Here is a 26,770-nt window from a genome sequence, read left to right as displayed (position 1 = left end):
ATCAACGATGATCAAGCCGGATCGTGCAGCAGTCCAACAGGGGGTTGGATAACCTCAAAGCAGTCGAATTCGACAGTCAGCCTGGCACGCTGTGGGGAACAGCACATGGGCCCTACCAATAGCGGGCCGTTGAAAGGAAACGGCGCCAGTCTGATCAAGGACCAGCGGTTCCCGTCGTCAGAGTATTGGAGGAGCAATGCGCGTGATTTGACCGTAGCGCGAATCCAGAACTCACCGGTCGGCAGAGACGCGCCGACTGCCCAGTCGGAACTCCCGACCGTGAGTACCGACGAAATCGTGAGCACCTCATCGGACAGTTCCACTCCGGCCTTGACCCAGTTTTCGGCATCCGCACGCACTAAAATACCCGCCTGATCATACTGTGCCTCGAAGCACCCATTGACGCGCACCTGAGCAGTAAAGTCACCGGACACGTCGACACCATAAGCGTGTCCTGAATCTCGGGTGAAGCCGTAGTGCGTCTCTCTCCAGAAATCGGTTTTTTCGTCGGTCCAGATCTTCAGCTTGTTCTCGCTCACTTCGAACTGGGCTGGACGGTTCAGCCATGATGCTGACTCAAACATAAAACCTCCTTGTGTTCCTATGCGCGTGACTTCAGGCGAAGAATGCCAGCGGTCTAAAAAAGCCTTGGCGTACCCACCCAGACAACCACCGACTCGATGAGAGCCATATTTGCCCAGCTGTGCGGCGTCGTTGATTCGTAATGAGCGCTATCGCCCGCTTGCAGCAAGAACGTTTTGCCTTCCAGCGTTAACGACACCTTGCCGCTGATCACATACAAAAACTCTTCGCCGGCATGGGTATTCACTTCGGAGCGCTTCTGTCCGGGCGGCATTTTGACGAGGATCGCTTCCAGTTGGCGGCCCTCCGTCAGGTTGGTCAGCCGCGCGAACAGGTTCGCGGAATCCGCGAAACCGAAAAACTTCAACTGGTCGCCGCGACTCACCGAGCGCTCTTCGCTGGGCGTGTCGACAAAATACTGCACCGTGACACCGAGTGCGCTCGCAATCCCTGCCAGCGACGTAAGAGACGGGGTGGCGAGGCCGCGTTCTATCTGCGACAGAAAGGGCTTGGAAATGCGCGCTGCTGCCGCTGTGACATCGAGCGTGCGCTTTAGCCGTTGCCGAAGCGCGCGTATCTTGTTGCCCAGCGAAAGAGACGAATTATTGTTGTAAGTGTTAGTTTTAGTGAGCATCGTAACCTGCAGTCAACCCTTCAAAACTCGCTCAGAGGACGGCCGCCAGCCAACCCGATTGGCCTCCTTTATTTGGGCCGGACCTTCAAGGGCTGCCCTGCGCCGTTTCTGGCAATCCCCGAAATCGTGACCGATTTTTATTGCCAGGCTTGACCATGCGTCTCAGTTTTAAAGGAAAGCGAGCCGGGCGCCATCCATAGGGGACGGGCGAGGCACAGGCTTCCGCGCTCCTGCCGCCTCACACCTCCCGCGTAGATATTCCGCCCGGGAATGAAATCTATTGCCCGCGCCCGTTTAGTCTGTTCTGGACTGCGGTACCGATCGAGCTGATGAATTACTACCATCTGTCGCAGACGGCGGTCGCCGTGTTCTCACTGGTCGGCGCGATGGGCGCGACGTCTGCACCGATCTCCGGGCGCCTCGCCGACGCCGGCCACACGCATCGCGCAACGGCGTTCGCGCTCGCACTGGCGGCGATCGGCTACCTGCCGGTCATGCTGGTTCCGCGCCTCGGCGTGTTCGGGCTCGTCGGCACCGGCCTGCTGCTCGGCTTCGCCGTGCAGATGAACCTTGTCCTGGGTCAGCGCGAAATTTACCAACTCGATCCGGACAGCCACAACCGTCTGAATTCGATTTACATGACGAGCGTCTTCGTGGGCGGCGTCGTCGGCTCCGCAATCGCGAGCACGCTGTACAGGCACAGTGGCTGGAGCTGGGTCGCGGTCGTCGGCATGCTGTTCCCGTTACTTGCACTCAGCGGGTTTCTGTTTGCCGGCAAGCCCGCGAAATGATTAACGACCTGGCTCGAGCGCTACGCGCCACCTTAGAACAACCCAATCTTCCCACCCGCCGCGAGCCAATCACTGAACGCATCGCGCTGCGCCTTCGACAGCAAGGGTGTGACCATCTGCTTGTCACCCAACTGCATGAAATTGCCGCTATCGAGCTGCGGCCAGGTCATCAGGCCCGGGCCGTTCGGATTTCCGGTGCGGATGAAATTGACCCAGTAGGACTGGAGTTGCCGCGAGATCGCATGGTCCTTCGCGGTAAAGGGACGATGACCATACTCCAGCGTGCCGAACACGTAAGGAACCTCTGAACTATGAAACGTCGCAAAACGCGCGGCAAGCGGACCCGGCTCCGCATGGGTGTAGCGATAGCCATAGGCGGGTGCCGCGCGGCTGTCGCGCGCTTTCGACCACGCAATCACACCGGCCGAAGCGGAATCGGCCAATAGTTGCCGCACCGCCGACGGTACGGCCGCATCGTCTTGCGCCGGATAAAGTGCGGCAAATCGGGCAGACAACGGAGCGAAGCGCTGGTCGAGCAGTGTCTGGTACGCTTGCGTCGTGCTGATCTGCCACGTCGGGCTAAAAGCACTGGCTTCGTCATGGTTCGAGCCGAGCAGCACCGGCACATCGCTGCGTTCCTTCGAGCCGTCAGGAATGAATTTGCCGTCGTCGACAGGGAAGAAGCTCACGTGATCGCCCAGACGCGGATCGGCCTGCAACGCAAGAAGCTGGTCCGCAGGGACGGCGCGAAGCGCTTCGAGCGTCGTAGCGCCTGTCAGGTTTACGAGTTTCTCGCCGACCGCCTCGGCGCGCTCGCGGGGGACGAGCGTCGAATCTGCCCACGAATTACTTTGCGCAATCGCGCGCGCGAACAGCCCTTCGGCCGACGGCGCAGCGAGCAGGTGATGCACAGCCATCGCTCCAGCTGATTGCCCTTCGATCGTCACCTGCGCCGGGTCCCCGCCGAAGCTCGCGATATTAGCCTTGACCCATTCCAGCGCGGCAACCTGGTCCATCATGCCGTACTCGCCCGAACTACCCTGCTCGGCATCGAGCAAGGAATCGGCAAGAAAACCGAACAGGCCCAGCCGATAGTTGATCGAGACGACGACGATGCCTTGTTGCGCAAGGTGATTGCCGCGGAAGACCGGCACTTCAGCGGAGCCATGGTCGAAGCCGCCACCGTGAATCCATACGACGACCGGCAGCTTGCTGGCAGGATGCAGCGCAGGTGTCCAGATGTTCAGGAACAGGCAGTCTTCGCTAAATGACGGAGTAGAGGTGTATTCCGCGGTCCAGGGAATGACCACAGTCGGGTCGCGCCGAGCCTGTTCGCAACTGGCTCCGAACTTCGTGGCATCGCGCACACCTTGCCAGGATACCGGGGGCGCGGGCGGGCGCCAACGCAGCGGACCTACCGGTGGCTCCGCGTAAGGAATGCCCTTGAAGGAGAACACGTGCCCGTCCCAGGCGCCACTCAATTGGCCGCTTTGAGTCTGGATCACCGGCGCCGCAACGGCGTCGAACGTGAGCATGGCAAGCGCGACGACAACTATCGTGCGGATAACGTTGATCATGAGCGGGATTCCATCGGTTGTTCTGTTTTCCCCAGCAGGTCGGACCGCAGATAGCGGGCGCATGTCGATGATAGAAAGGCTTCATGGCAGGAGGCTGTCGCGAACATGGCGTAGCCGACATATATTCCGTTCGTACACCTAACACCTATCGCAAAGCCCAGGCGCTACTAGACTTGACGTTGTCTCCTCGCTTCGACTATTGTACGAAACGGTTCAGACACTAGTCGAATCGACACGGGCTGGCGTGCCCACAGAGGGAGGAGATCACAGATGACCAAAGCCCATGCTGTTCTCGTGGCAGCACTGCTCTCGACGGCTGCGGCCATGCCGGCCATCGCCGCCGATACCGCTTGCGTGCCACCCAATGCGTCGGTTCCGGCTGGTGCCAACACAACCGATCCAAAGGCGCCGTTCTTCATCGATACGGCGGGGCTGGATCTGAAGACGACTCCGCCCACTCGCGACCCGCACAATCCAAAGTATCCGAAAGCGACGGAACTGCCGGATGGCCAGGTTCCGTCGATCAATAGCGACGGCAACTTCATTATCGGTGCGACACATCAGCCCTCGCCAGAGACTGTCGCTCAGGCCGATGTGCCACACGGTACGGTCCATACCTTCATCATGACTTCGGCAGACAGCGTCATCTACCGTCCCGGCATGGTTCGTGACGACATGCCCGGATGCAGGAATTCGGCGGTGAATTCTGCTTCGACCGCTCCTGGCGACAAATCCGATCTTCTGGTGCCCGCGAGCCATGCTGGCAGTTGGAGTCGCGAGGTCGATGTCTATGTGCCGGCCGGTTACGTCGCGGGCACTGCAGCGCCATTTATCGTGTACGGTGACGGCGGCAGCCACAGCTTCTTCAAGGAGCAGATGCTGTTCAACGTGCTGGACAACCTCATCCACGCGCACAAGCTGCCGCCAATGATAGCCATCGGCATAGGCGCCGGCGGACAGGATGCCCAAGGCAGCGAACGGGGCCGCGAATATGACACCGTGTCCGGCACCTACGCCGAATGGGTCGAACAGGAGGTGTTGCCGCGCGTCGAACAGAATGCGCATGTGCGGTTGACGAAGGATCCGGATCGGCGTGCGACCATGGGCTTCAGCTCCAGTGCTGCCGCCGCCTTTACCATGGCCTGGTTCCGCCCCGATCTCTATCACCGCGTACTTGGCTACTCGCCAACAATGGTGAACCAGCAATGGCCGCATGACACAGCGCTTCCTGGTGGCGCATGGCAGTACCACGATGTGTGGCCGGGGCCGATCAAGCCGAACCTCACCGTGACAGGAAATACGGTGACGCCTGCAAGCGCGTCCGATGGTGCGCCGCTGATCCCTAATGCGCCGCGCAAGCCGATCCGGTATTGGTTCGAGGCGGGGGACCGCGATCTTTTTTATCCGGCCGCGCCTCTTGCCGATGGCATGCATGACTGGACTGCGGCCAACGAGGACATGGCGCGCGTGCTCGCCACCAAGGGCTACCACTACCAGTTCGTGTTCTCCCGCAATGCCGGTCACGTCGACGGCGCCACCGAAGCACAAACCATGGCCGAAGCACTCGAGTGGCTGTGGAAAGACTACCCGGCGCCAGTGCGCTGAAAGGGCTGGTTGCCTACCAGCCGTTGAGCAGCGATGACCGCATTACGCCGCGGTGGAAGGCTTCGTACAGGCCCATAAAGCGCGGTCCCGTCACGCGCGACCCGGTTTCACTTTCCCAAGCGCCACCAGGATCTTCTCTGGCGTAATGGGATGTGAAGTGACTCGGGCATGAAATGGCGCGAGTGCATCATTGATTGCATTCATCACGGCTGCCGGCGCCCCTGCCGATCCCGCCTCCCCCGCCCCTTTAGCGCCGAGGGCCGAAGTTTTGGTCCGCGTCTCTACGTGTGCGATTTCGATGTCCGGCATTTCGGAGGCCATCGGCACAAGATAGTCTGCCATGCTGCCATTCCTGAGAAGACCTGCTTCGTCGTAAAGACACTCTTCGAACAGAACGCCACCAATGCCCTGCACAACCGCGCCACGAATCTGTTCGTCCACCAACATCGGGTTAATCACGCGTCCGCAATCCTCGACGACCCAGTGCTTCAGTAACTTCACCATGCCGGTATCCACGTCGACCTCGACGTATGCGATATGTACGCCGTTGGTAAACACGAATGGATAATCGCGCTGCGAATAGTGTCGTGTCGCGGATAGCTCAGGCTGGAAATCCCTCGGCAGAGTGTCCGGGCGAAAATAGGCCTTACTCGCGAGGTCTTTAAGGTCGATCAGAGAGGCGCCGTTTTCTGCGTCTATCACCTGTCCGTTAAAGAGCTTGAGCCCTTCGGACGAGCGCTCGTGCACAGCAGAGGCAAACTCAATCAACTGCATTCCCAATGCGTTCGACGCCTGAAGCACAGCCTCGCCGCCAATGCCGGCCCCTCTCGATGCCCACGTGCCGCCACCATACGGTGTAACTGACGTGTCGCCTGTAATGACGCGGACCCGGTCGATCGGCATCGAAAGGGCGTCCGCAGCAATCTGGGCGAAGATGGTCTCGCTCCCTTGGCCCTGCTCTCCAACGCTAACCATCACTGTAATGCCGCCACCCGCGTCCAGACGGACGGTTGCCCCGTCCTGCGCCGCGATGCGCGCACCACCGATGCCATAGAACGCCGGGCCGGGATTGGTCAGTTCGACCATCGCGGCAATGCCGATTCCGCGAAACACACCGTCCTCCCGCAAACGACGTTGCTCGTCGCGAAGCCCGTCGTAGTCAGCCAGTCTTTCAATACGGGCGAGGCACGCGTCATGAGAGAGCCCTTCAAGCTTGATCCCCGATGCCCCCGTGCGCGGATAGGTATCGTCATGCATTACGTTCATTTTTCTGAACGCGAGCGGATCGATTCCGAGCTTTGAAGCGGCCAGGTCGACAATCCCCTCGGTTACGGCACATGCGATTGGATGTCCGACTCCCCGGTACTGGCTCATGGGGGGCTTGTTCTGGAATACGACGCGCAGTCGTGCTCTATAGTTTTCGTGCTGGTAAGGGCCGCCGGTGATGTTAAGAACCTGATTGCCCTCGATGCCGCTCGTCCGCGGATACACTGAATAAGGCCCAACGCCGGTAAGATCGTCGATTTCGAACGCGAGGATACGGCCATCTTTTGTCGCGGCAAGCCGTGCCTTTACCAGATGGTCTCGCGCATGGACGTCGCTCGTGAATGACTCGAGTCGGTCGGCAACGAATTTGATGGGACGTTTTAGCAGTTTCGACAGCGCTACCGTCGCGAAGTCATCCGGATAGGAGTGCACCTTGATTCCAAATGACCCTCCCACGTCCTTGCAGATGACGCGAACCGATGTTTCCGGAAGATTCAGATGTCGGCTGTACAAATCCTGCATCATGTGCGGCGCCTGATGCGAGTGGTACACGGTCAAAGTGTGCTCGGCAGCGTTGAAGTCGGCCAGTACCGAGCGCGTCTCCATGGTCACGCCCGTGTGACGTCCGAACCGATACGACTCTTCAACGACAACATCAGCACTCGCAAACGTAGCATCCACGGCTCCGTTGTCGATTGTTCGCGTAAGGCACAGGTTATCGCCCAATTCCGGGTGGATGAGGGGCGAGTCAGGGTCCAGCGCCCGCTCCATATTCGCGACGACGGGCAGCTCGTCCCATTCAATCCGCAGGTATGCGAGTGCATCTTCAGCCTGATGCCGGGTTTCAGCGACCACCGCAAAGACCGGTTCGCCTTGCCAACATAGATGCCCCCGCGCAAGTGGATATTGCGGCGGGGACTTCATGCCTGGCAGGTGAGCAAGTGTACCCACCCATGGAGTACAGATATCGGCGATATCCTCCGCTCCGAATACACCTATCACGCCAGGCATCATCGTGGCAAAGCTCGCGTCGAACGAGGTGATGCGGCCATGTGCAATCGGACTGCGCCAGTAAACCACGTGAACCATGCGTGGCAGCACAATATCGTCCACGTACACGCCTCGGCCCTGCAGTAATCTCAGCGCGTTCGGTCTCGCCACAGGCGCGCCGATGTAGCGCAGTTCGTCAGCGATACGCTGTTCGCTTTTCGTTGGCGTCAGCATTTTTGCCCTCCAGCAACGCTTCCGGAGCGAGCGCTCAGAACGTCCTCAATCGCATCGACAATGGCTTGGTAACCCGTACAGCGACAGTAGTTACCCGACATGAACTCCCGGATCTCCTCGCGACTGGAATCCGGCCTGGTCGCAACCAGCTCCGCTGCTGTGAGCAGCATACCTGCCGTGCAAAAACCGCACTGCAAGGCGTTGCGCGCATGAAAGGCCGCCTGCAAGGCAGCGAGATCGCCGCGGTCACTTGCGCCTTCGAGGGTTTCAACCGTGCAGTTTGTCGCCCGAACGGCGAGCACAAGGCAGCCTCGCACCATCTGCCCGTTCAGACGGACAGTGCATGCCCCGCATACCCCATGCTCGCAACCAACGCGAGCGCCTTTAATCTGCAATTCGTCCCGCAAGAAATCAATCAGGTGCATCCGCGGCTCGACTGTCGTCGTCACGCTCTTGCCGTTGACAACCAGCCGGACAGTTTGGCGATCAGTCATGTTCAGATACCTCCAGCGTCAAAGCCAGTTTCGACAGCAATCTCTCGAGGGTAACCCGCGCAAGGTGGAGCTTGGTTTCGGCCGAGGTGTAGAGATCGCCTCCGGGGCTGATGTCGAGCGCCCGCGCAAAGCTTGCCGCCGTAGCACGCGTAAGTGATGTCGTCTCGAGTTGCTGCTCGACCGCATGCGCCCGGTCCGGCTTGTTACCTGTACCAAGGAAGACAATTCGCGCATCTTTGAGAAGGCCTTTTTCGGAGGCGTTGCCTGTGATAACTGCACCAACGATGGCGTAATCTCCATGACGCCGGGTCAATTCGTCGAACGCGTAAATGGATTTTGGCCCCTTGAGAGGGATATCCAACGCGACGATGATTTCGCCCGGGCGTAGCGCAGTCGTGTAGAGATCGATAAAGAACTCGTCCGCCGGGATTCGACGTTGACCTTCAACGCCTTGTGCAATTACAACTCCCCTCACTGCAACCAGAATGCAAGGCCACTCCGCAGCGGGATCCGCGAATGCTATCGATCCGCCGAACGTGCCCAGATTACGAATGGCGCGGTGTGCGACAAAGGGCGCAACCTCCGAGAGCAGGGGCGCATGCTCGCGCACCACCGGCGAATCTTCGATCTCCGCATGCGTCACCATTGCACCGATACGCAAGACATCGCCAACGACTGATACCTGCTTCAGAGCCGACAGGCCTGCGATGTCCACCAGAATTTGCGGCTCGGATAGCCGCATGTTCATGGTCGCAAGCAGCGTCTGACCGCCCGCCAGAATCCGCGCCTCATCGCCATACTCGTCCAGTAGTGCGAACACCTCTTCAAGTGATCTGGCTCGCACATAGTCAAATTCAGGAGCTTTCATGGGCACCCCTTCTCAGAACGAATGCTTCAGCAACAGCGTGACTGCCACCCCAAGCGCGAACCAGCCGACGCGGTAGAGTTCTGGCATAAGACCGCCAGTCCATGCGCCGCGACCCACCGACGTATCGCGCACAGATAGCTTCTCGGGAGCGGACCTTGGCAGATCGGCAATATCTGCCACGTTCGTAGTCGGCGCCTGCTCGCGTGCGCTCTCGCGCGAAAGCGCGCCTCCTGTCAAATAGCGATCTAGCGATCCAAAGAACTCATCGGCCATTTTCTTGGCGGATGAGTCGATGAGTCGTCCGCCAATCTGCCCGAGCTTGCCCCCCACGGACGCATCAACAGAATAGGTGAGTTTGGTCTCCCTTCCCTCGTCGGACAGTTCAACCCGCGAGGACCCTTTTGCGAATCCGGCAGCCCCGCCGGCGCCCTCGAAGGTGAGCTTACATCGCTCCGCAGGCGTGACGTCTGACATGAGCATTTTCCCGGTAAATCGGGCACGCACCGGGCCCAGTTTCACCGCGACCCGCACCCGCGTCTCTTCAGCGGATACTTTTTCGATGTCCTCGCACCCTGGAATGCATTCGTAAAGCGCCCGCGGGTCATTTAATGCGTCCCAAACCGCTTGTCGCGGTGCAGCGACAATCTGCTGCCCAGATAGCTCCATGGACCTGTCTCCTTTCGATAGCGAACCAGTTTCGACCGCGTCGGCACTGGCATGTACTCCACGTGATATCAGCGTAACACAAATTACCGAGTGGCAACTAGCAGTCCGCAAGAGGGCATTTGGTGTGCGTGAGAGGACCGTCCCGCAAGGTCTTCAGGCTATTTACCGAATGGTCGCTCACAGGTAACCTAGTGGGATGACCAAACTGATCGAGAAACCTGCTTCCGCTGCGCGCACTGCTCGCATCCCGTCAACGGCCGCTGCGCCACTACGGCGGCGACGCCTTGCGCCTCAGGACCGCGAGCGGGAAATTATCGAGGGCGCCGTGAACTTCTTCGCCGAAGTGGGCTTCGACGGGGGGCTGCGGGAACTCGCGCAGCGACTCGGCATCACGCACCAGAACCTCTTCCGGTACTTTCCCACCAAGGAGGCGCTGATTGACCGCGTGTACGAGGAGGTTTATCTCGGCCGTTGGCAGCCCGAATGGGAGAGCCTGCTGCGTCAGCCGAAGCGACCACTGGAAGCCCGCCTGACGGATTTCTACAAAGCCTATCTCCACGCCATCTTCCGCTATGACTGGGTGAGGATCTTCGTGTTTTCTGGCCTGAAGGGCGTCGGCATCAGTCAGCGCTACCTCGCGCTCATTCAGGCAAAGGTAATTGCGCCCTTGGCCATCGAGTTGCGCTTATTGGCGGAAGGCCCCAGGGCGCGAAAAACCCCTCCTTCGGCGGAAGAGATGGAAGTGGCTTGGGGCCTGCACGGTGAACTGTTTTATCTGGCCTTGCGCCGTTGGGTGTACGACATGCCAGTTCCGGATGATCTCGACGGAATCATCGAGGCCGCGATTACGCGTTTCATGCAGGGCGCTCCCGCGGCTATGCGCAGCATTTCAAAGCAACGCCCCAGCGTAAAGCCCCCGCGTGCAGGCCGGAAGTAAATAACCCGGGTATTGTCATGCATGAACTTCCGGGTGTGCCAGACTTTCATCCGCACAACCTCATTCCTTTCCCGCTGGTTTGACGATACCTTCCAGCTGATAAAGCTCGATCTTGCGATAAAGCGTGCTGCGTGAAACGCCTAAGGCGCGGGAGGCCTGCGCAAGGTTGCCGTGCGCATTGTGCACTGCGCGTGCAATGGCTAAACGCTCCGTTTCTTCGAGACTCGCCCCATCGTCCCGCAGCGACGGTACGGCTCCAGACGTCGCGATTTCATCGAGCAACTCGGCAGGCAGATCATCGAACGACACAGCGGGTTCACTGGACGTCAAAAGCATATTCTCGATCACGTTGCGCATTTCCCTTACGTTGCCCGGCCACGAATAGGCGCGCAACACCGCCATGATCTCCGCGCTCAGTTGTCGTTCGGGGACCCCGTGGCGCAAGGCAAGCTTCCGGTTAAAGTGCTCGACGAGCAGATCGATATCAATGTCCCGTTCACGCAGCGGCGGAATACGTATACGCGTAACACTGATCCGGTAATACAGATCGCGGCGAAAGTGACCGGACTCGACCTCCTCGCGCAGATTGCGGTTGGTCATTGCCAGCAGGCGCACATCGACGCGCCGCGGCTGCGTGTCACCAAGCCGGTAGATGATGCCTTCTTCCAGTACACGCAAGAGGACAGGTTGCAACTCGAGCGGCATCTCACCGATCTCGTCGAGACAGAGCGTCCCACCATGAGCCAGCTCGAAACGGCCGGCCCGCCCTTCCGTTGTCGCGCCAGTAAAAGCACCGCGCACGTGACCGAATAACTCGCTGGCAATCAGTTCTTTCGACGCCGCCCCGCAGTTATAGGCGACGAACGGGCCGCCTCCGCCTTCTTCACCATGAATAGCGCGCGCGAACAGTTCCTTGCCAACCCCTGTTTCGCCCTCGATCAGCACTGGTACGCGCCTGCTGGCAAGTTGGCGCCCGCGAGTGACGGCGGCCAGCATCGCCGCACTTTGCCCCTGGATCTGCGCGAAGCAGTTGCGCAGCGGATCAGCCTCTCCGTTGCGCTCCGCGACCCGCACATTGATGGGGCGGGTTCGCGCCGGCACGACTAGCATTGCCCCAATGGTGCTACCGTCGACGACGACAGGATTGAACCATTCGGCGCTTAGCCCTGCGGGCAAATGCTGCGCCCAGTCCTCCACGGCGGAAGTCTCGTTCATCCCCGGGAAACGCTCGCCAATGCCGACCGGCAATGCCACTCTGCCCGTGGTATGCACGAGCCGGCCACTGCGGTCTATCGCAACCATGCCGGTTGCATCCGACGACGACAACCGTTGCAGACAAAAGGCCAACAAACGCATATGCTCGCGCGCAGCCTGCTCGGCCAGCACCATTTCGATCTGGCGTGCCGCGGTCACGGCCAACGTGAGGTTGTTGATCTGATAGGTGGAAGGCGGACCGGAAATATCGAGCACACCGATCACTGCTCCAGTGCCCGGTTCGCAAATCGGCGCCGCTGCACAACTCCATGACTTGATGCCTTCACAGAAGTGCTCGGAGCCGTGGATATAGGTTGGCTCGCGGGTCGCCAGCGCGGTGCCGATACCATTGGTGCCAGCTCTGCCCTCGCCCCAGTCCCCACCGAGCGTCAAATGGATTTTTTCGCCCGCCGCCTGCGTGCGCAAATCGCCGGCCGCTTTAAGGATCACGCCGTCCTGGTTCGTGAGCAGCAGGATTGAATGTGAATCGGCGAAAAGGTCGGCCGTGACCGTGAACAGGCGGTCGGCCGCTGCCAGCAGGTCGCGATGGCGCCAGCACAGCGCCGCAACCTCGTCGCCGTGTACCGCGATCGGCGCCGAGACCGCAGTCGGACTGACGCCGGACTGCAAGCTGCGTTGCCATGAGTCGATGAGCGCCGGCGGAGCAGACGTCGACGGCTCGCCCGCCAGAAAGCGCTCCCATGCGAGCATCGTACCCCTGTCGGAATGACGGAGATTGGCGCGCTGCGCGTTGGCCACGATGCTGCGCATCGCGGCCTGATCACCTAGACCCAACATGCTGCCAATCTGATGTCTCCTCGCCACAACTTTCCTCCTGGGCGATGGGTCAACGCGGAACCGGGCTCTACGGCTGGCTTCGTCTTGACTAGCTGGAATGTTCTGGCTGGGCGTATCTGGTGGACTCCTATTTTTTAAACCCAGCAGCTAACGCGCGATCAGTATAGCTCTGGATTTTCAGCATGTCTTTTGGGGGAAACACGGTCAGCACAGCGGATCGCGCCCCTTTCATGGCTTCGTTGGTCTTGCCCCTGAATACGTCAGACGCGTTCGCCAAACGCGATCATCGATGCGTGCGCTCTCCTTCCCATCGCAATTCGCAACAGCGGCCGCTCAAACGGACAGGCATTTCGCTTACACCATTGCTTTAATGATCGCACCCGCGACGCCGCGTAAAAACGGAGCGATCGTTGCGCTTACATCGTTTACGAGAATACCTGTCCCACTCAGCGTGATGCTCCAGCCCAGTGTGAACTTGACGAGGCGCCTCGAAGGCAGCACGCCAAGATACCGGGCAGTCATCGCAATTGCGCTGAAGTGGCGGGTCGTTCCTGTAGCCATCGTTCGTCTCCTTCTACAGGAGGCCGCCCGGTTCGTGCCGGCAGCGGCCTTGTTGTGCCGGTCCACGGATAGGGGGACCGGCTATGTCAATCTCATGCGTCTATTGGCGACCGAGCAGTTCGGCGCCTGCGCCTAGCGCCGGTCCGGCGGTCGGATCGATCGTCTCCGGCTTCTTGGCGATCAGCGTCTGAGTGGTGAGAATCAGCCCTGCTACCGAGGCTGCATTGCGCACCGCGCTGTAGCTGACCTTTACCGGATCGATGATGCCTGCTTCGACGAGATTGACGAAAGCCCCGCTACGCGCGTCGAGACCCATGCCGGGTTTTGCCCGCACCGCTTCGCCAACGATGGCCGCGCCGTCGAGGCCGCAATTGGTCGCGATGTGAAAGAGCGGCTTCGCCAACGCACGCTGCAAGAGCCGTGCGCCTTGCTGCACGCTGCCGTGGCTACGAGCAATGACGCCCTCCAGTTCGGACGAAACCCGCAACAAGGCCATGCCGCCCCCAGGGACGACGCCTTCGGCAATCGCCGCGCGCGCCGCGTGAATCGCATCGTCGATCAGATGTAGCCGGCGTTTCTGCTCGACTGGCGTCGCGCCACCCGCAAGAATCAGCGCAGTGCCGCCCGAGAGTTTGGCAAGACGTACCTGGAACTTGTCGCGCTCAACGTTCTCCGGCGCCATCTCATACTGGCGCGCCACCTGCTGACGGCGCGCCACGACCGCCGCAGGATCGCCGCCACCGGCCGTGATAATGGTCTGGTTCGAGGAGATGCGCACCTGCCGCGCGCTACCGAGGTCGCGCAATTCGGTGGCTTCCAGCTTCCCCCCCAGGTCGCGGGCAACCACCTTGCCGCCTGTGACGATTGCGATGTCCTCGAGCATCGCCTTGCGCCAGTGTCCGTACTCCGGTGGATGAATCGCCGCCACAGGCATGCCGCCGTTGTCGCGCCATGCGAGCAGCGTCATGACACAGGCCGGCGCCACCTCCTCGGCAATGATGAGCAGCGGACGTTTGCTCCGGGTCGCCAATGTCTGAAGCGCTGCGACTTCTTCCTGCGATTGCAGCCGCTGGTCGGTCATCAGAATGAGCGGGTTATCCAGCACCACCTGCATTCTCTCGATGTCCGTCACCATGTGGTGCGACAGGTAGCCACGATCGAAAGCCATCCCGTCCACCACTTCCAGACGGGTTTCGACGGTGGTGCCGTATTCCACATCGACAATCCCATCGGCGCCCACCCGCTCCAATGCTTCGGCCACCAGCTTGCCGGTGAATTCGTCGTTGGCTGCCACCACCGCCACGGCACGCACTTCGTCACCACTGCGCAGGGGCGTCGCAGCGCGCTTCAGCGCATCGATTGCCTCGTTGACGGCCAGTTCCAGCCCTTGCACCAGTTCGACAGGGTTGGCGCCTTGCGCGAGGCAGGCGAGGCCATCCTGGACCAGTGCGTCGGCCAGCACGGTCGCGGTGGTCGTGCCGTCTCCGGCGACTTCGTTGGTCTGCTTGGACACCTCGCGCACGACTTGGGCACCGATATTCTCGAATGGATCTTCGAGTTCGATCTCGTTGGCAATGCTGACGCCGTCGCGCGAGATGATCGGCGTGCCGATTGGCCGGTCGATGATCGCGTTCATTCCACGCGGCCCCAGCGTGCCTCGCACTGCCTTGGCCAGTTTCGCAACGCCTCGACCTAGCGCCATGCGCGCGTCGTCGTCATGCAGCATGATATTCGGCATGATCCTGCTCCTCCTGATCCGGTTAATTCGGATTGCTGTTTTTTACTCTGCTGCGCCGCGTGTCTCTCGTGCTGGCGCGAACGTACCTCCGGGCTTCGAGCCGCCAGTGCGGACGAAATGCACCGGTTTGATCTCAACCGCTGGCGCTGGGGCGCAGCTTTCGCCATAGCGGGCAGCCAGAAGACCGCGGCATAGCGCGCCGTTGAATTCGGCATTGACGCCGACCCTTCGCAACGCACGCAGGTATGCACCTAGCTCGTCTGGATTCAGCAATGCACCTTCTGTGTCGATAAAAGCCGGTGCATCCCCCTGTTGTGCTTCGTCAGTACAGCGCCCCACAAAAAAACGCCGCTCGCGATATCGCGCTACCAGGTGCTGGGTTTTCCCATCGTCTGTGCTCGCGCTTGCAAACACCAATAGCTGCGTCATGCTCAAGCGCACGAGCATCGCGGGCTCGTTGCCTTGTGCCAGCAGCCAGCTTAAAAGCGCCTCCTGCCGCCGCTGAAAAGCTTTGACGAGAAAAATACGCCGTACGTCTTCCACTTCGCCATTGGCCTCGCCGCCAAAGGTCTGCTGGAACGACCGTCCAGCGGCCACACCGCGATTGATCTCAGCGGCATACATATGCTCGTCGAGTGTGATCATGATGTTGGTCACCCATGGCAAGCCAGCTACCGCCCGTCGCATATCGTCCGCCATCAGGTACGCAAAGTTGGCCGCACACCAGTAGGTCGGCAAGCGGAAACCGATCGACACGCAGCCGCTGTCGACCTCGACCGCGGTGACGAAGCCCAACTCCGTCACCGACTCATCGAGTTCGGGGTCAGCGACCGCCTCGAGCCGGGTCCAGACCTCGGCGACCCGGCCGTCAGTTGCCTTCGGCGCAATGGCGGCCGGTGCTTGCACAGCGCGCCCGGTGCTCATGCGCCGACCGCTGCCGGTTGCCGGACGTCCTCCAGCAGCGCCTTTTGCGCCTCGACGTCGATGCCGTACAACCGCGCCGCATTGAGCCCAAGGATCTTTTTCTTGGCCGTCATCGACAACTGCACGCCGGTCTCCTTACTCACCGATTCCGGCAGTTCGAAGGCCATGAACTTCTCGATCAGCCATTTCGGCGACCAGATGCCATAGTCGCTGCCGTAGAGGATCTTGTCCTCGCCGATCCAGAACAGCAGTTCCGAGATCACATGCGCAAAGTACTCAGGACGTGTATGGATGAATGGCAGCACTACGGCGAGGCCACCGTAGACATTCGTCTCCTGGGTCGCGATCCAGCAGAAATCGTCAAGCCGTGGCAAGCCGCAGTGCTCGACAATGAAATTCAGATTCTGAAAGCTGGTGGCGGCATCGTCTACATCGGCCACGTCGAACGCGTCGCGATTCAGCGGCAGAATCGTCGGTCCCTTGTGGACGTGGATGTTCTTGATGCCCAGCTTCTCGCAGCGTTCGAAATAACGCTGCACGCTCGGGTCCGACAGCTTGTAGCCCTTGCTATCGCCGCGCCATTCTGCCGTGTAGAGCTTGACACCCTGAATCTTGTAGAGAGACGCAAGCTCCTCGAGACGATCGAGTCCTGCTTCCCCATCGCGCGGATCGAACGCGCCGTTGACGATAAAGCGGTGCGGATACTTCTGCTTCAGCACGTAGTTGGCTTCGGTCGTGTTGAAGCCGTTCTTGTAGAAGTCCGTCAGATAGGTTGGCTGACAGATCGCCATGTCGTCGTAACCCGTGACGAACAGGTCGTTGTACATCGCCTCTTCGCCGTACTTGTCGAATTTCTCCTTGGGCCACAAGTACTCCTTGGGGCTCAGGTTCGAGTGATACGCGTAGAAGCAGTCAATGAATTGCTGGCCGTGCACGTTTTTAAGGTTGGCCTTGCTGCCGTCCCATAGATGAACGTGTCCGTCGATGATGAAGATTTCCTCACCGTCCGTGGTTCGATACATGGCATTCGTCTCCTTGGTTGCATGGGCGGCCCGTCGCCCTTGAGGGCAACCGTCCGCCTGATTAGCTGGCAGGGTGTTCGCTCACTCGTAAGCCATCGCATCGTCCATATTGCCGAACAGCACCACCGTCTCGTCGTCGATCATCACCATCCGTCCGTAGTGGGTCGAGGTAGAGATTTCGAACAGATGCGGTGTCATCTCGCGGCCGAGCACTTCGCTGATCTCGCCCATCCTGAACTCGATCTTGCCCTGGCCGTCTATGCGGATCATCGCGGGCAGATAAGTCACCGTGATGCCGGGCTTGGCGGACATCAGTTCGGCTATCGCCCGGGCTTCCACGCTGTCGTTCATCGTCACGCCACATTGATGCGAGATGGTCTGTTCGAAGCGGACGTCCTTCATCGACTTGAAAATGTTGTCGGTATGCACTGACATTGCGTACTCCTCTTCGCGGTTGGTTCGAATGGGTCGAGGAGCGCTCAGGCGCGGATCGACGACGGAAAGTGAACGCCTATTTCTCTCGCGATCATCTCCGCCCGCTCTATCGAACTGTTCAGACAATCGTTGAACTGGGCCGTTTTCACGTGCGGAATCGACCAGATCGGCTGCAATTGCTTTGCTGCCGCTGAGGCCAGCGCACCGTGTTTTTCCAGCCATTCGCCGAACAGCTTGCGATTGGCTTCGCCGTGCTGCGGGTCGTTAGCGAGCATATGGAACAGTTCGACGGCATTGGCCAGATTGCGCTCATAGTCGCCTTCCGCCGCGGACACGACGGTCGGCGTCAGAAAATCGTTTTGCGAGGCGGCGACCTGCATGATGAAGCCGCTGCGAAACAGATCCGCCACGAGCGGCTCGAATACGACGTTCACGGCGAAGTACTTCTCGAGAAAATCGGTGGCGCCACCGATGTTTTCCACCGCGCGGCGCGTGTCCTGCCAGATTGGGTCGGTGAGCCAATGCTGCTTGCCGGCATCGAGGTCAAGATTGGGCAGGTCCAACGCGATCTCGCCCAGGTAGAGCGTCAGGTCCTGAGCAAAGCGCAGCTTGTACGACGCGTTCGTGAGGATGGCGCTATTGATCATCTGGGTGTAGCCGTAGCGCTGCGCATGCATTGTGGCTGTGCCCAAACCGAATTCCGCATGCTTGTATGCGCCCAGATGCTGTTCCAGCACCTTGATCCAGGTCTTGTCGAAGCGCTTGACTGCCCCTGAGCGCCGCGCGTTCTGGATCGCGCCGGTGATCATGCCCACAATGGTCGACTGACGCTGGTAATGGGTGCGCTCCCACTCTTCGTCCACAGCGCGGAACTGATGCCAGTCTGAGCTTTTGGCCGCCGTCCAGGTTTGCGAATACGTCGGTGTGCCGTCAGCGAATGCAAGTATCCAGTCTTGCAGCAGATAACGTTTGGGGTCCGGCTGTACATCCACGGTCATGTCTTCGTAGTGGCTCGCCTTGCGTCCCTTCGGCTCGAAGTAGTTGTACTTGCGGCTGTCCCAGCCGGAAAACTGGGCCGCGCCGGCCGCGCCCGACTTCACTGGCGACTGCTCTGCCAACGTACTCATGTTAGTCCTCCTTCGTGTTTCGGTTATAAGCACTTCGAATAGGCGTTTTGCCAGATTCGGTCAGCGAACCGCCTGCGTAAACTTGTCGAAATAGAGCCGCTCGGGTGCCACACCCGCCATCTGAAGAACCGGCATCACCGCCTCGATCATCGGAGTGGGACCGCATGTGTAAGCGTCGATCTCTCCAGCAAGTGCCTCCTCGCGCAAGGCGCGGCTGAGCACTTCGTGTATGAAGCCGGTCTCGCCCGTCCAGCCGTCATCCGGTTCGGCATTCGAGAGCGCCGGAATAAAACGGAAATCCGGCAGCTTTTCTTCCAGCTCCGCGAACTCGTCGAGATAGAACAGATCGCGACGGCTGCGCGCGCCGTAGAAAAACCGGATCGGGCGCTCTTCACCGCTTTGCACGTGATCGCTGAGGATCGACCACAGCGGCGACATGCCTGAGCCTCCGCCCACCAGCACCATCGGTCCAGGCTGGTCTTCGCGCCGGAAACAGGTGCCGTACGGTCCCTTTGCTATCAACCTGTCGCCTGGATTCAGACCACCGTCCAGTTGCGACGAGAACGCGCCGTTGGGATACTTCTTTATGATGAATTTCAGCACCGGTTCGCCGTCGGGCGTGTTCGCCATCGAGAAAGATCGCGTGATGCCCGCGCCGGGAATCGTCAGGTCGACGTACTGCCCGGCCCAAAAGCGCAGCGGCCTCGACAACTTCACTTCCAGCAGCCTGATGTCGTGCGTGAGCTCGGTGATCCCTGTCAGCGTCGCGTCGTATTCGCTCACCGCGATCGAGCGGCGCATCAGGTCTTCGTCGTAATTCAGCAGCTCGACGGTCAGATCGCTATAGGCAAGCGTGCGGCACAGCAGGATATGGCCGGATTCTCGTTCGTAGTCGGGCAGCGCGAAGGTCGAATACTTCTTGAGTTCAACATCGCCTTCGACCAGCAGCGATTTGCAGCTGCTGCACTGCCCCTCCTTGCATCCGTGCATCACCGCAATGCCCTGGCGAAACGCGGCATCGAGCACGGTCTCGCCTTCCGCCACCGACATCTGCACGCCGACCGGCTCGAAGTAAACGGTATGGAATACCTTGTCGTCACCTGTGTCCGCCATCTCGCGCCTCGTCTCTTGCGTGTCGCTCATCGTGTGCTCCTGATCCGTCCGGTGGCGCGGGATAGGTGCCGCCGGATCGGATGGCTTCGTCAATTCACCGGATTGATCTTGAAGCCGGCGCGATACTCGGCAATGTGTTTCTCGCGCTGCTCCGGTGTCATGGCGCGCAGCAGCACGATCGGGCTCTGGATCGTATAGCCGCGCACGTGGTCGAGCGTCCACATCTGCTTGTCGTCAAAGCGTAGATGCGGTTGGGGCACGAGCGTCTTGCCGTCGCTGCGCACAAAGCCAAGATCCTTGATGCAATCGGCCAGATCCCAGCCGTGGTAGCACTCTTCCCATTGGCGGCGCCCGCTAAAGCGCCCCATAGCCGGAGTCGGCCTGCCCTCGTATTCCGGCGCAAACGCCACCTTATGCGTCCAGCGGCACAGCTCCGAGCAATACGTGTACAGCTGACCATCCACCTCGTCGACCACGAAGTCTTCACGGATCAGACACGGCACCAGACAGCTCCAGCAACGGTGCGGATACACGTAACCGTTTTCCTGATCGAACAGCATGTTGGTTTCGCCCGGCACGCTCTTCTTCGCGTACCACTTCCAGAAATCGCCGAATTCGGCGTACCAGCCGGGGTACTTGTGTTCGAACCATTCGAAGTCTTTCTCGGTCTGCGCTTCGATGCGCCAGAAGTTGACGGGCCAGCCCACGGAGAAGAACTGCGCGACCTTGTGGACATAGTTCTGCTTGACGATGCGGTCCCAGGCGGCGGCGACGTCGTCGTGGTGAATCTTGATACCGTACTTCTCCAGCGGCAGCATGTAGGTGCGGTAGTAATCCTCATAGATCCACCGGTGCCACAACTCGGCGTACGATTCCTTGTTTTTGTCGCGATCCGTGGTGCCGTACTCGATGAAGGTGCCGATCGCGGCGTCGACAATCGCGTGGTTCTGCCAGAACGCATAGCGCAGGTCGCGCTCAAGCAGCAGATGGTTATCCGGATCGTTGATGATCGACATCACCAGCGAGTGGCCATTGCCGATATGGCGGCTTTCATCCGACTGCACCGAAAGGAACACAGTCGGCAACGCATAGTCCCCGTTGCGGGCGGCTTCTGATGGCATCGCGACGAACAGCGTGTTCGTGAACGCCGTTTCAGCCACCACCTGCAGAAACACGTTGGCGGCCGTGACCGCATCGCCGGTGAGGAAGCCCTCGGCGAACTGACGGCCGATCGTGGTGGCATAGCACTTGCCGAATGCGGCCTCCGTAATATCGAACCCGGCCGGATCGATATAGTTTTCCATGTACCACTTTTTCAGATTCATCTGGATCGTGGAGTGCCGGAACTCGTCGACCATCTGCATCGTAAAGCCGGTACGTAGCTCTTCACCCGGCGCGAGCCGGCCGAGCATTGCCATCGAGCGTGCCGCCGAAATTTCGGGAAACGGAATGATCGCGAGGAACAGCTTCATCCATTCCACCCAGCGGGGCTGGACGTTGCGGAACATGTCGCCGCGCAATGCCGCGTCGAGTGCGCCGTAGACGCGGTTGTCCTTTTCCTCCTGCATCGGGAAATAAGAGCGCAGCACCTGCTTCATCGGGTCGCGTGGCGCCTTGCTGATCTTGTAGTCAGTCGGGAAGGTCATGGCCTCCTGGACGTAACTCGGAGTCCAGCCGAGATCGGCAACGCGGCGTGCCGCTTCGCCAATGCTGATCCCACGCTGGGACGTGATCTTGTTGAGCGTTAATCCATCAGACATTGAGCTCTCCTAGTTCCATTTCGGTAACTGTCGCAATGCGACGCTTCGGGCAGGGCCGGCTCGCGCCTGGACCAGAGTCAACAACACGGGCGGGCCGGATTGACCTGGACTTATAGAGCGATATGCGTGCCAGAAGGACTATCTGGTTCGGCATCAAGCCTGGTAACGAGCACGGGCTTCTGTTAAAAATTCTTGCAGTGCGCCATGTTGTGTTCTGCGACAACTCCGTTTCACGACGCTGTCCGATATTGGGACGTTTGGATCGGATGGCGATCGCTGGATCGACCGTCAATATTATTTCGGATGCCTTATATTTCGTTACGGATAGCGGGGTAAACCATGCCACGCTGTTACGTCGCAACGCCGCCTTGGCCTTCACCCGTAAGAATCAAGCTTTGAGCAACGCCGTCGGGCCCTTTTCCTTCAGCGACAAAGCGTGCCGTAAGAATCAGCGCGCCCAGCGCGAAGTCCTTGCCGTACGCTTCGATCATCTCGTCCGCGACGCCGCCAAGGCGCTCGAAGAACTGCTCTTTGGGTGTGTGTCCGTTATTCATGGTTGTCTCCGTTTTGATATGTGATGCGAGCGCGGCCCGCTTATCTGCGGCGTCCGAAGCGGAACAGTTCCTCCGGCAGAAACACCAGCGCCAGCTCGCCCGCCTCGGTTCCCAGCGCGAGCCGCCCACCGTCCGGCGACCAGGCCATCGCGCTCACCGCGCTGTTGCCGGAACCCTTGATAAACAAAATGTCGCTACTGCCTGGCTGGCACAGCAACACCGCACCGCTGTGATAACCCACTGCAATCAGCGGATGTGCCGGATGGCACGCTACCCGGCTGACCGGCGTCTTGCCCGTGATACCGCATTCATGCGGCTCGTCATCTGCGTCGGGCGGATCAAAGCGCCAGCACACCGCGCGCATGCCGCCGCTGGTGGCAAGAAAGCGGCCGTCCGCGGAAAACGATAGCGAGCGCGGCTGCCCGGGATAGCCGCGCATCTCGATGTTTGCGCCGTCGGGCAGCCGCCAGCCATGCAACGCGTTCTCCTCCATACCGCTCACCAGATAGCGGCCGTCAGGGCTCCACGCTACGTCACGGTGATAGCCCGGCCACGCAAGCTGACGCTCGCGGAGCGTGTCGGCCGCCCAAAGCGTGACGCCACCCTGATGCGAGATCGCCAGTTGCGTGCCAGCCGGGTCGAAAGCCAGCGATGTTGCCGATCCGGACAGCATCACGCAGGCGGGTTTGGCCCCAAGCCAATGAACCCGGCGGCCGCTTGCATAGGCTCGGCCACCCGCCTCGCTGGCAGCCACGCGGTCGATCCATGCGCCGGCCTCGTGCGCGACGAGTTCGCTCGTGCCATCGAGGCGCAGATGGACGAGACGGCCGTCATCGCCACCGGTGAGGAATCCGCCCGCAGGGTCGGCGGCAAGGGCCAGGCACGTGCCCTCATGCGCGCTGAAGCGCGCGAGCGGCGCCGGTGGTGCTTGCGCCTGCACGAACTCGACGCCGCCGCTCTCGCGTGGTTTGAGTCGAGGGCCGCCGTCCCAGACCCCGGTGGCGAGCGCAAGCGTGCCGTCGCCGAGGGCGAATCCAGCAGATTGCCCCGCCGTGTCCCACACCACGTCGACGACGGACGCATCGGTTACCCAACACGCCCCTAGTAGTTCGATCAGAACGGGGGGCGCATTCATGAGTCGATCTCGCAGTGCCGGATGCTCTCCCGTAACTCGCGCCGGTCGAGATTGCGGCCGATAAACACCAGGCGGCTGTCACGGTGTTCGCCGGCTCGCCAGGGTCGGTCGAAATCCGTATCCATCGTCATGTGCACGCCCTGAAACACGAAGCGGCGCTCCGATCCGGCGAGATCGACGATACCCTTTGCCCGCAACAGGTCCTGGCCTTGCTCGACCACCAGTTGCTGCAGCCAGGAGAGGAAACGCGTACGTTCGAGCGGGCGCTCGACGCGCAGCGATACACTATCTATACCGTGACTATGACGACCCTGTTTGACGGGGGCGCCTGCACGAAGCGGCACATAGCGGTAAGGCCGCTCGCCGCGCGATGATTCGCCGGCCTCACCCGCCGATGTGGCAAGCGCCATGCGCTTGAGATCGAAGGCCCCGCGATCGAGCAGCACGGCAAGCGGTATGTCGCAGCGCACACTGGTCCGCCATTCCACAGTCGGGTTGATACGCCGCACGGCATCCTGAACCGAAGCGAGACCGGCTGGATCGACGAGGTCGATCTTGTTGATCAGTACGATGTCGGCCTGCGCGAGTTGCTCCGCCGCCTCGCGGCTGTCTGCGAGGCGCGCCTGCAGATGCACGGCATCCGCCACGCAGATTACACTGTCGAGCCGCGTGCGCTGCCGGATCTCATCATCGATAAAGAAGGTTTGCACCACCGGCGCAGGGTCCGCCAGACCGGAAGTTTCAATCAGGATCCCGTCGAAGCCACCCTTGCGCTTCACCAGGGCCGCCACTACGCGAATCAGATCGCCGCGCACCTTGCAGCAGACACAGCCGTTGTTCAATTCGATGACCTCGTCTTCCGCGCCGACGACAAGGCCACCGTCAATGCCGATCGCGCCGAATTCGTTGACGATCACCGCATAGCGCTGGCCGTGTTGCTCGCGCAGAATACGATTGAGCAGCGTGGTTTTGCCAGCGCCGAGAAAGCCGGTGAGCACCGTAACCGGGATCCGATTCATTGCCAGCCCCCATGCGTGTCAGACGACGCTCGCCTGTCCAATTGGGCCAGCTCATTCGCCAGCCGCTCCCGCTCGGATTCGATCGCCCGCAACGCGCTTTCGGCCTCGCCGAAGCGCTCGCGCAATTGCGCTATATGCGCCGTTCCTTCCGGCGAGACACCGTCGCACTCCTCGCAAGCCAGTGCGCACGCCAGTTCGATCTCCGCGCCCGCGCGTCTGCTTTCGCCGCGCAAGTGGTGGGAATTAACTTCGGTCAGTGCAATAACCAGACGCATACGCTCGAAAAGCGAGGCTGCGTCACGCTCCCCAGTCACGGCGATCTCCACGTTAAGGTTCGCCCGTCGAGGCGTCTACGGAATCAACACCGCCCGGCCTTTGACCTTGCCGTGGTGCAGATCCTTGAGCGCCTGGTTCGCCTCGCTCAGACGGTATTCCCGCGTTGACAGATGGACGAGGCCACGGTCGGCGAGCGCCATCAGTTCGACGAGTTCGGGATAGGTGCCGACCAGGTTGCCGACGATGGTCTTCTCGCTGGTGATCATGTCGATGGTCGGCAACTCGATCTTTCCGCCATAGCCAACGATGTAGTAGAAGCCCGCGTTGCGCGTCATGGCGAGGCCCTTTGCGATTGCATCGCCTTCGCCGACAAAATCGATTACCGCTTCGGCGCCGTTGCCGCCCGTGAGTTCGAGTACGCGCTCGACTTCATGACCGTCGCCCTTGACCGTGTGATGCGCGCCGCATTCCTTTGCAAGCTGCAGCGCAACATCGGAGCGGTCGACTACGACGATTTCAGCCGCACAAAGCGCGTTTAGTACCTGAATGCCGATGTGCCCCAGCCCGCCGGCGCCGATCACGACCGCAAATTGACCGGGCAGCAAATGGCGCGACGCTTTTTTTGCAGCGCGGTATGCGGTCAAGCCGGCGTCGGTATACGGCGCGACGTCCTTCGGCGCGAGCGACTTCGGCAACTGGATCAGCGAGCGTTCGCCCGTCAGCAGATATTGCGCGTAGCCGCCGTTGGCATTGATGCCGGGAAACCGGCTGTCCGCCGCGTGCATATCGTCGCCACGCCGGCAGGCGAGACAATGGCCGCTCGTCACGAGTGGATGGCAGATGACCGCGTCGCCCACCTTGACACTCTCCACACCGCGGCCCACCTCTTCGACCCAGCCGGCGTTTTCATGGCCCATGATGTAGGGCAACGTGACATCGACCTTGCTGCGCCAGATGCCTTCCACGACGTGCAGATCGGTGCGGCACACACCGGCGCCGCCAATCCGGACAATGACATCAGTGGGACGCTCGATCTTCGGATCGTCGACATCTTCGTAGCGCACGAATTCTTCGCGAGTCAATGACTCGTCGTACTGATGCAGCACGGCAGCTTTCACTTTTTGTCTCCTCCGTTTCTGTATGGCCGGCAGATGCACGAACCGTAAGAGCGGCGCTTTTGCGCGGGGCCAATACAGACTAGGCAATGTCCATGCCAAAGGAGAAGAAAGTAATCACGCTACCCTAAGAAGGTTCGTGAGCATGGAGACGCGGCGTTATCCGCAGCGGACAAATGGCTCGCGTGCTGGAGTACTGTCGCAAAATCGGACGCTTAGTGTGGGTGAGGATCGGCGGCCTGTCCGAAAATGGGACGCATTAGGCGTGAAGGATTGCTGATGCCGAGCTGTTGATACGAAGACCAGGCGCGCGAATTGCCTTGAGATGCGAGCGTTGCGCCATCCTCGTTAATCGGCGCACGGAGCGTGAGCCGACCAAGCAAGGTCACCCACGTCGATCCGGCGGATTCAGCCGCCTGAAGTTCAGGCGTACCGGACCGTACGTGGGGAAAGAGAACGTGATGGATTAGTGTGCGATGGGTTGGGTTACGTCGGTGCCGAACCAATGCATCGAGATTTTCTTCATCGTGCCGTCCTGCGTCAACGACGTGAGCGCATCATTGATCGCCTTCTCGAACTTGGGATTGCCCTTGCGGAATGGAATGCCCATTTCCTGGTCGGCTCCCTTGAGCACTTCACCCGGGCGAAGTGGCAGCTGCGACGTCTTGATGACGTATGGCAGCATCAATCGATCATCGATCGTCGCGTCGATGCGGCGGTCCGCCAGATCGCGGAGCTTTTCGGGTGCGCCGGGGTAAGTTTGCACGTTAATGCCCGGTACAGCGCGAGCCATCTGGTCATAGTTCGTGCCAAGCGTCACCCCCAGCTTCTTTTCCCCCTTGAACTCCTCAAGTGACTTGATGTCCCGCTTGTCGTCGGCCCGCTGAATTAGCTGCGCTGCGGAAAACGTGTACGGCTGGCTGAAATCCAGGGCCTCCTTACGTTGCGGCGTGATGGTAACCTGGTTCACGATGACGTCGAATTTCCCGGCTTGCAAGCCTGCGATGATACCGCTCCACTCGGTTGGAATGAATTGCGGCTTGACGCCAAGCCTGGCTGCGACAGCCTTTGCAACGTCCACGTCGAAGCCTTCGAGCTCGCCCGCGCTGTTGCGGGAATCGAACGGAGGATACGTGCCTTCGAGCCCGATCTTAAGCACCCCGGCCTGCTTTACAGAGTCGAGCAAATCTTCCGCATGGGCAGCAACTGCGGTAAACCCCAGAACGGATACGGCTACTACACTCGAAAACAGCAACTTCGAGAACTTCATAACATGCCTCCTGTTTATTGAATTA

Annotated in this window: 24 protein-coding genes and 1 pseudogene; 3 read left to right on the top strand and 22 right to left on the bottom strand. The window is 60.3% G+C overall.

Annotated features, from left to right (window positions below):
* Positions 1 to 11: 11 nt before the first annotated feature.
* Positions 12 to 584: a DUF1349 domain-containing protein gene (locus P3T40_RS21525; protein ID WP_429269749.1), complete on the bottom strand. Its 573-nt coding sequence runs from the start codon at positions 582 to 584 to the stop codon at positions 12 to 14.
* Positions 585 to 637: 53 nt separating this feature from the next.
* A complete protein-coding gene (locus tag P3T40_RS21520) occupies positions 638 to 1,216 on the bottom strand; it encodes a helix-turn-helix domain-containing protein (RefSeq protein WP_429269748.1) in 579 nt (192 codons plus the stop codon).
* 293 nt (positions 1,217 to 1,509) lie between these two features.
* Here P3T40_RS21520 and P3T40_RS21515 point away from each other — a divergent pair.
* Positions 1,510 to 2,007, top strand: a pseudogene (locus P3T40_RS21515) (MFS transporter); the annotation flags it as partial.
* A 32-nt stretch (positions 2,008 to 2,039) separates the two neighbouring features.
* On the opposite strand, the gene P3T40_RS21510 reads toward P3T40_RS21515, so the two are convergent.
* Complete coding sequence (locus P3T40_RS21510) at positions 2,040 to 3,584, bottom strand: carboxylesterase/lipase family protein (protein ID WP_429269747.1); 1,545 nt, start codon at positions 3,582 to 3,584, stop codon at positions 2,040 to 2,042.
* 270 nt (positions 3,585 to 3,854) lie between these two features.
* Between P3T40_RS21510 and P3T40_RS21505 the strand changes: the two genes are divergently transcribed.
* The gene (locus tag P3T40_RS21505) at positions 3,855 to 5,189 is read left to right on the top strand and encodes an alpha/beta hydrolase (protein WP_429269746.1); all 1,335 of its coding nucleotides are present in this window, start codon (positions 3,855 to 3,857) and stop codon (positions 5,187 to 5,189) included.
* Positions 5,190 to 5,279: 90 nt separating this feature from the next.
* On the opposite strand, the gene P3T40_RS21500 is transcribed toward P3T40_RS21505, so the two are convergent.
* The 4 genes from P3T40_RS21500 to P3T40_RS21485 are packed head-to-tail and all read right to left on the bottom strand — an operon-like array spanning position 5,280 to position 9,707.
* Positions 5,280 to 7,679 (bottom strand): xanthine dehydrogenase family protein molybdopterin-binding subunit, encoded by a 2,400-nt coding sequence (locus tag P3T40_RS21500; RefSeq protein WP_429269745.1) that lies wholly within the window; start codon positions 7,677 to 7,679, stop codon positions 5,280 to 5,282.
* A complete protein-coding gene (locus P3T40_RS21495; RefSeq protein ID WP_429269744.1) occupies positions 7,673 to 8,173 on the bottom strand; it encodes a (2Fe-2S)-binding protein in 501 nt (166 codons plus the stop codon). The genes P3T40_RS21500 and P3T40_RS21495 overlap by 7 nt, the downstream gene beginning before the upstream one ends.
* The gene (locus P3T40_RS21490; RefSeq protein ID WP_429269743.1) at positions 8,166 to 9,041 is read right to left on the bottom strand and encodes an FAD binding domain-containing protein; all 876 of its coding nucleotides are present in this window, start codon (positions 9,039 to 9,041) and stop codon (positions 8,166 to 8,168) included. The genes P3T40_RS21495 and P3T40_RS21490 overlap by 8 nt, the downstream gene beginning before the upstream one ends.
* A gap of 12 nt (positions 9,042 to 9,053) precedes the next feature.
* Positions 9,054 to 9,707 carry a CoxG family protein gene (locus P3T40_RS21485; protein WP_429269742.1) on the bottom strand — a complete coding sequence of 218 codons (654 nt, stop codon included), beginning with the start codon at positions 9,705 to 9,707 and terminating at the stop codon, positions 9,054 to 9,056.
* A gap of 196 nt (positions 9,708 to 9,903) precedes the next feature.
* Here P3T40_RS21485 and P3T40_RS21480 point away from each other — a divergent pair, with 196 nt between their 5' ends.
* The gene (locus tag P3T40_RS21480; RefSeq protein ID WP_429269741.1) at positions 9,904 to 10,644 is read left to right on the top strand and encodes a TetR/AcrR family transcriptional regulator; all 741 of its coding nucleotides are present in this window, start codon (positions 9,904 to 9,906) and stop codon (positions 10,642 to 10,644) included.
* A 60-nt stretch (positions 10,645 to 10,704) separates the two neighbouring features.
* Here the strand turns inward: P3T40_RS21480 and P3T40_RS21475 are convergent, their stop codons facing one another.
* From P3T40_RS21475 to P3T40_RS21405, 15 genes are all read right to left on the bottom strand, one after another.
* Positions 10,705 to 12,696: a sigma-54-dependent Fis family transcriptional regulator gene (locus tag P3T40_RS21475; RefSeq protein WP_429269820.1), complete on the bottom strand. Its 1,992-nt coding sequence runs from the start codon at positions 12,694 to 12,696 to the stop codon at positions 10,705 to 10,707.
* Positions 12,697 to 13,050: 354 nt separating this feature from the next.
* Positions 13,051 to 13,257 carry a hypothetical protein gene (locus tag P3T40_RS21470; RefSeq protein ID WP_429269740.1) on the bottom strand — a complete coding sequence of 69 codons (207 nt, stop codon included), beginning with the start codon at positions 13,255 to 13,257 and terminating at the stop codon, positions 13,051 to 13,053.
* A 100-nt stretch (positions 13,258 to 13,357) separates the two neighbouring features.
* The gene (locus P3T40_RS21465) at positions 13,358 to 14,995 is read right to left on the bottom strand and encodes a molecular chaperone GroEL (protein ID WP_429269739.1); all 1,638 of its coding nucleotides are present in this window, start codon (positions 14,993 to 14,995) and stop codon (positions 13,358 to 13,360) included.
* Between the two features lie 42 nt (positions 14,996 to 15,037).
* A complete protein-coding gene (locus P3T40_RS21460; RefSeq protein WP_429269738.1) occupies positions 15,038 to 15,919 on the bottom strand; it encodes an iron-sulfur cluster assembly protein in 882 nt (293 codons plus the stop codon).
* Positions 15,916 to 16,941 carry an amidohydrolase family protein gene (locus P3T40_RS21455; RefSeq protein WP_429269737.1) on the bottom strand — a complete coding sequence of 342 codons (1,026 nt, stop codon included), beginning with the start codon at positions 16,939 to 16,941 and terminating at the stop codon, positions 15,916 to 15,918. The genes P3T40_RS21460 and P3T40_RS21455 overlap by 4 nt, the downstream gene beginning before the upstream one ends.
* Before the next feature lie 81 nt (positions 16,942 to 17,022).
* Positions 17,023 to 17,376, bottom strand: a complete 354-nt coding sequence (locus P3T40_RS21450) for an MmoB/DmpM family protein (RefSeq protein WP_408256268.1) — start codon at positions 17,374 to 17,376, stop codon at positions 17,023 to 17,025.
* Positions 17,377 to 17,420: 44 nt separating this feature from the next.
* Entirely contained in the window at positions 17,421 to 18,503 is a 1,083-nt protein-coding gene (locus P3T40_RS21445) for an aromatic/alkene monooxygenase hydroxylase subunit beta (RefSeq protein WP_429269736.1), read from the bottom strand.
* A 60-nt stretch (positions 18,504 to 18,563) separates the two neighbouring features.
* The gene (locus tag P3T40_RS21440; protein WP_429269735.1) at positions 18,564 to 19,646 is read right to left on the bottom strand and encodes an NADH:ubiquinone reductase (Na(+)-transporting) subunit F; all 1,083 of its coding nucleotides are present in this window, start codon (positions 19,644 to 19,646) and stop codon (positions 18,564 to 18,566) included.
* Positions 19,647 to 19,705: 59 nt separating this feature from the next.
* Positions 19,706 to 21,376, bottom strand: a complete 1,671-nt coding sequence (locus P3T40_RS21435) for an aromatic/alkene/methane monooxygenase hydroxylase/oxygenase subunit alpha (protein ID WP_310815899.1) — start codon at positions 21,374 to 21,376, stop codon at positions 19,706 to 19,708.
* Positions 21,377 to 21,726: 350 nt separating this feature from the next.
* On the bottom strand, positions 21,727 to 21,930 hold the full coding sequence (locus tag P3T40_RS21430; protein ID WP_429269734.1) for a hypothetical protein: 204 nt from the start codon (positions 21,928 to 21,930) through the stop codon (positions 21,727 to 21,729).
* Positions 21,931 to 21,970: 40 nt separating this feature from the next.
* Complete coding sequence (locus P3T40_RS21425; protein WP_429269733.1) at positions 21,971 to 23,065, bottom strand: WD40 repeat domain-containing protein; 1,095 nt, start codon at positions 23,063 to 23,065, stop codon at positions 21,971 to 21,973.
* Positions 23,062 to 24,084: a CobW family GTP-binding protein gene (locus P3T40_RS21420; RefSeq protein ID WP_429269732.1), complete on the bottom strand. Its 1,023-nt coding sequence runs from the start codon at positions 24,082 to 24,084 to the stop codon at positions 23,062 to 23,064. Before P3T40_RS21420 ends, P3T40_RS21425 begins: the two co-directional genes overlap by 4 nt.
* Positions 24,081 to 24,398 carry a hypothetical protein gene (locus tag P3T40_RS21415; protein WP_429269731.1) on the bottom strand — a complete coding sequence of 106 codons (318 nt, stop codon included), beginning with the start codon at positions 24,396 to 24,398 and terminating at the stop codon, positions 24,081 to 24,083. The genes P3T40_RS21420 and P3T40_RS21415 overlap by 4 nt, the downstream gene beginning before the upstream one ends.
* Before the next feature lie 36 nt (positions 24,399 to 24,434).
* Positions 24,435 to 25,478: an NAD(P)-dependent alcohol dehydrogenase gene (locus P3T40_RS21410; RefSeq protein WP_429269730.1), complete on the bottom strand. Its 1,044-nt coding sequence runs from the start codon at positions 25,476 to 25,478 to the stop codon at positions 24,435 to 24,437.
* Between the two features lie 463 nt (positions 25,479 to 25,941).
* Positions 25,942 to 26,745, bottom strand: a complete 804-nt coding sequence (locus P3T40_RS21405; RefSeq protein ID WP_429269729.1) for a transporter substrate-binding domain-containing protein — start codon at positions 26,743 to 26,745, stop codon at positions 25,942 to 25,944.
* Between the last annotated feature and the right edge of the window lie 25 nt (positions 26,746 to 26,770).

Source organism: Paraburkholderia sp. EB58 (assembly GCF_050436665.1).
In the GTDB taxonomy this organism is placed as follows: domain Bacteria; phylum Pseudomonadota; class Gammaproteobacteria; order Burkholderiales; family Burkholderiaceae; genus Paraburkholderia.
Note: the sequence above shows the minus strand (reverse complement) of the source record. Positions and strands in the feature narration are given on the sequence as shown.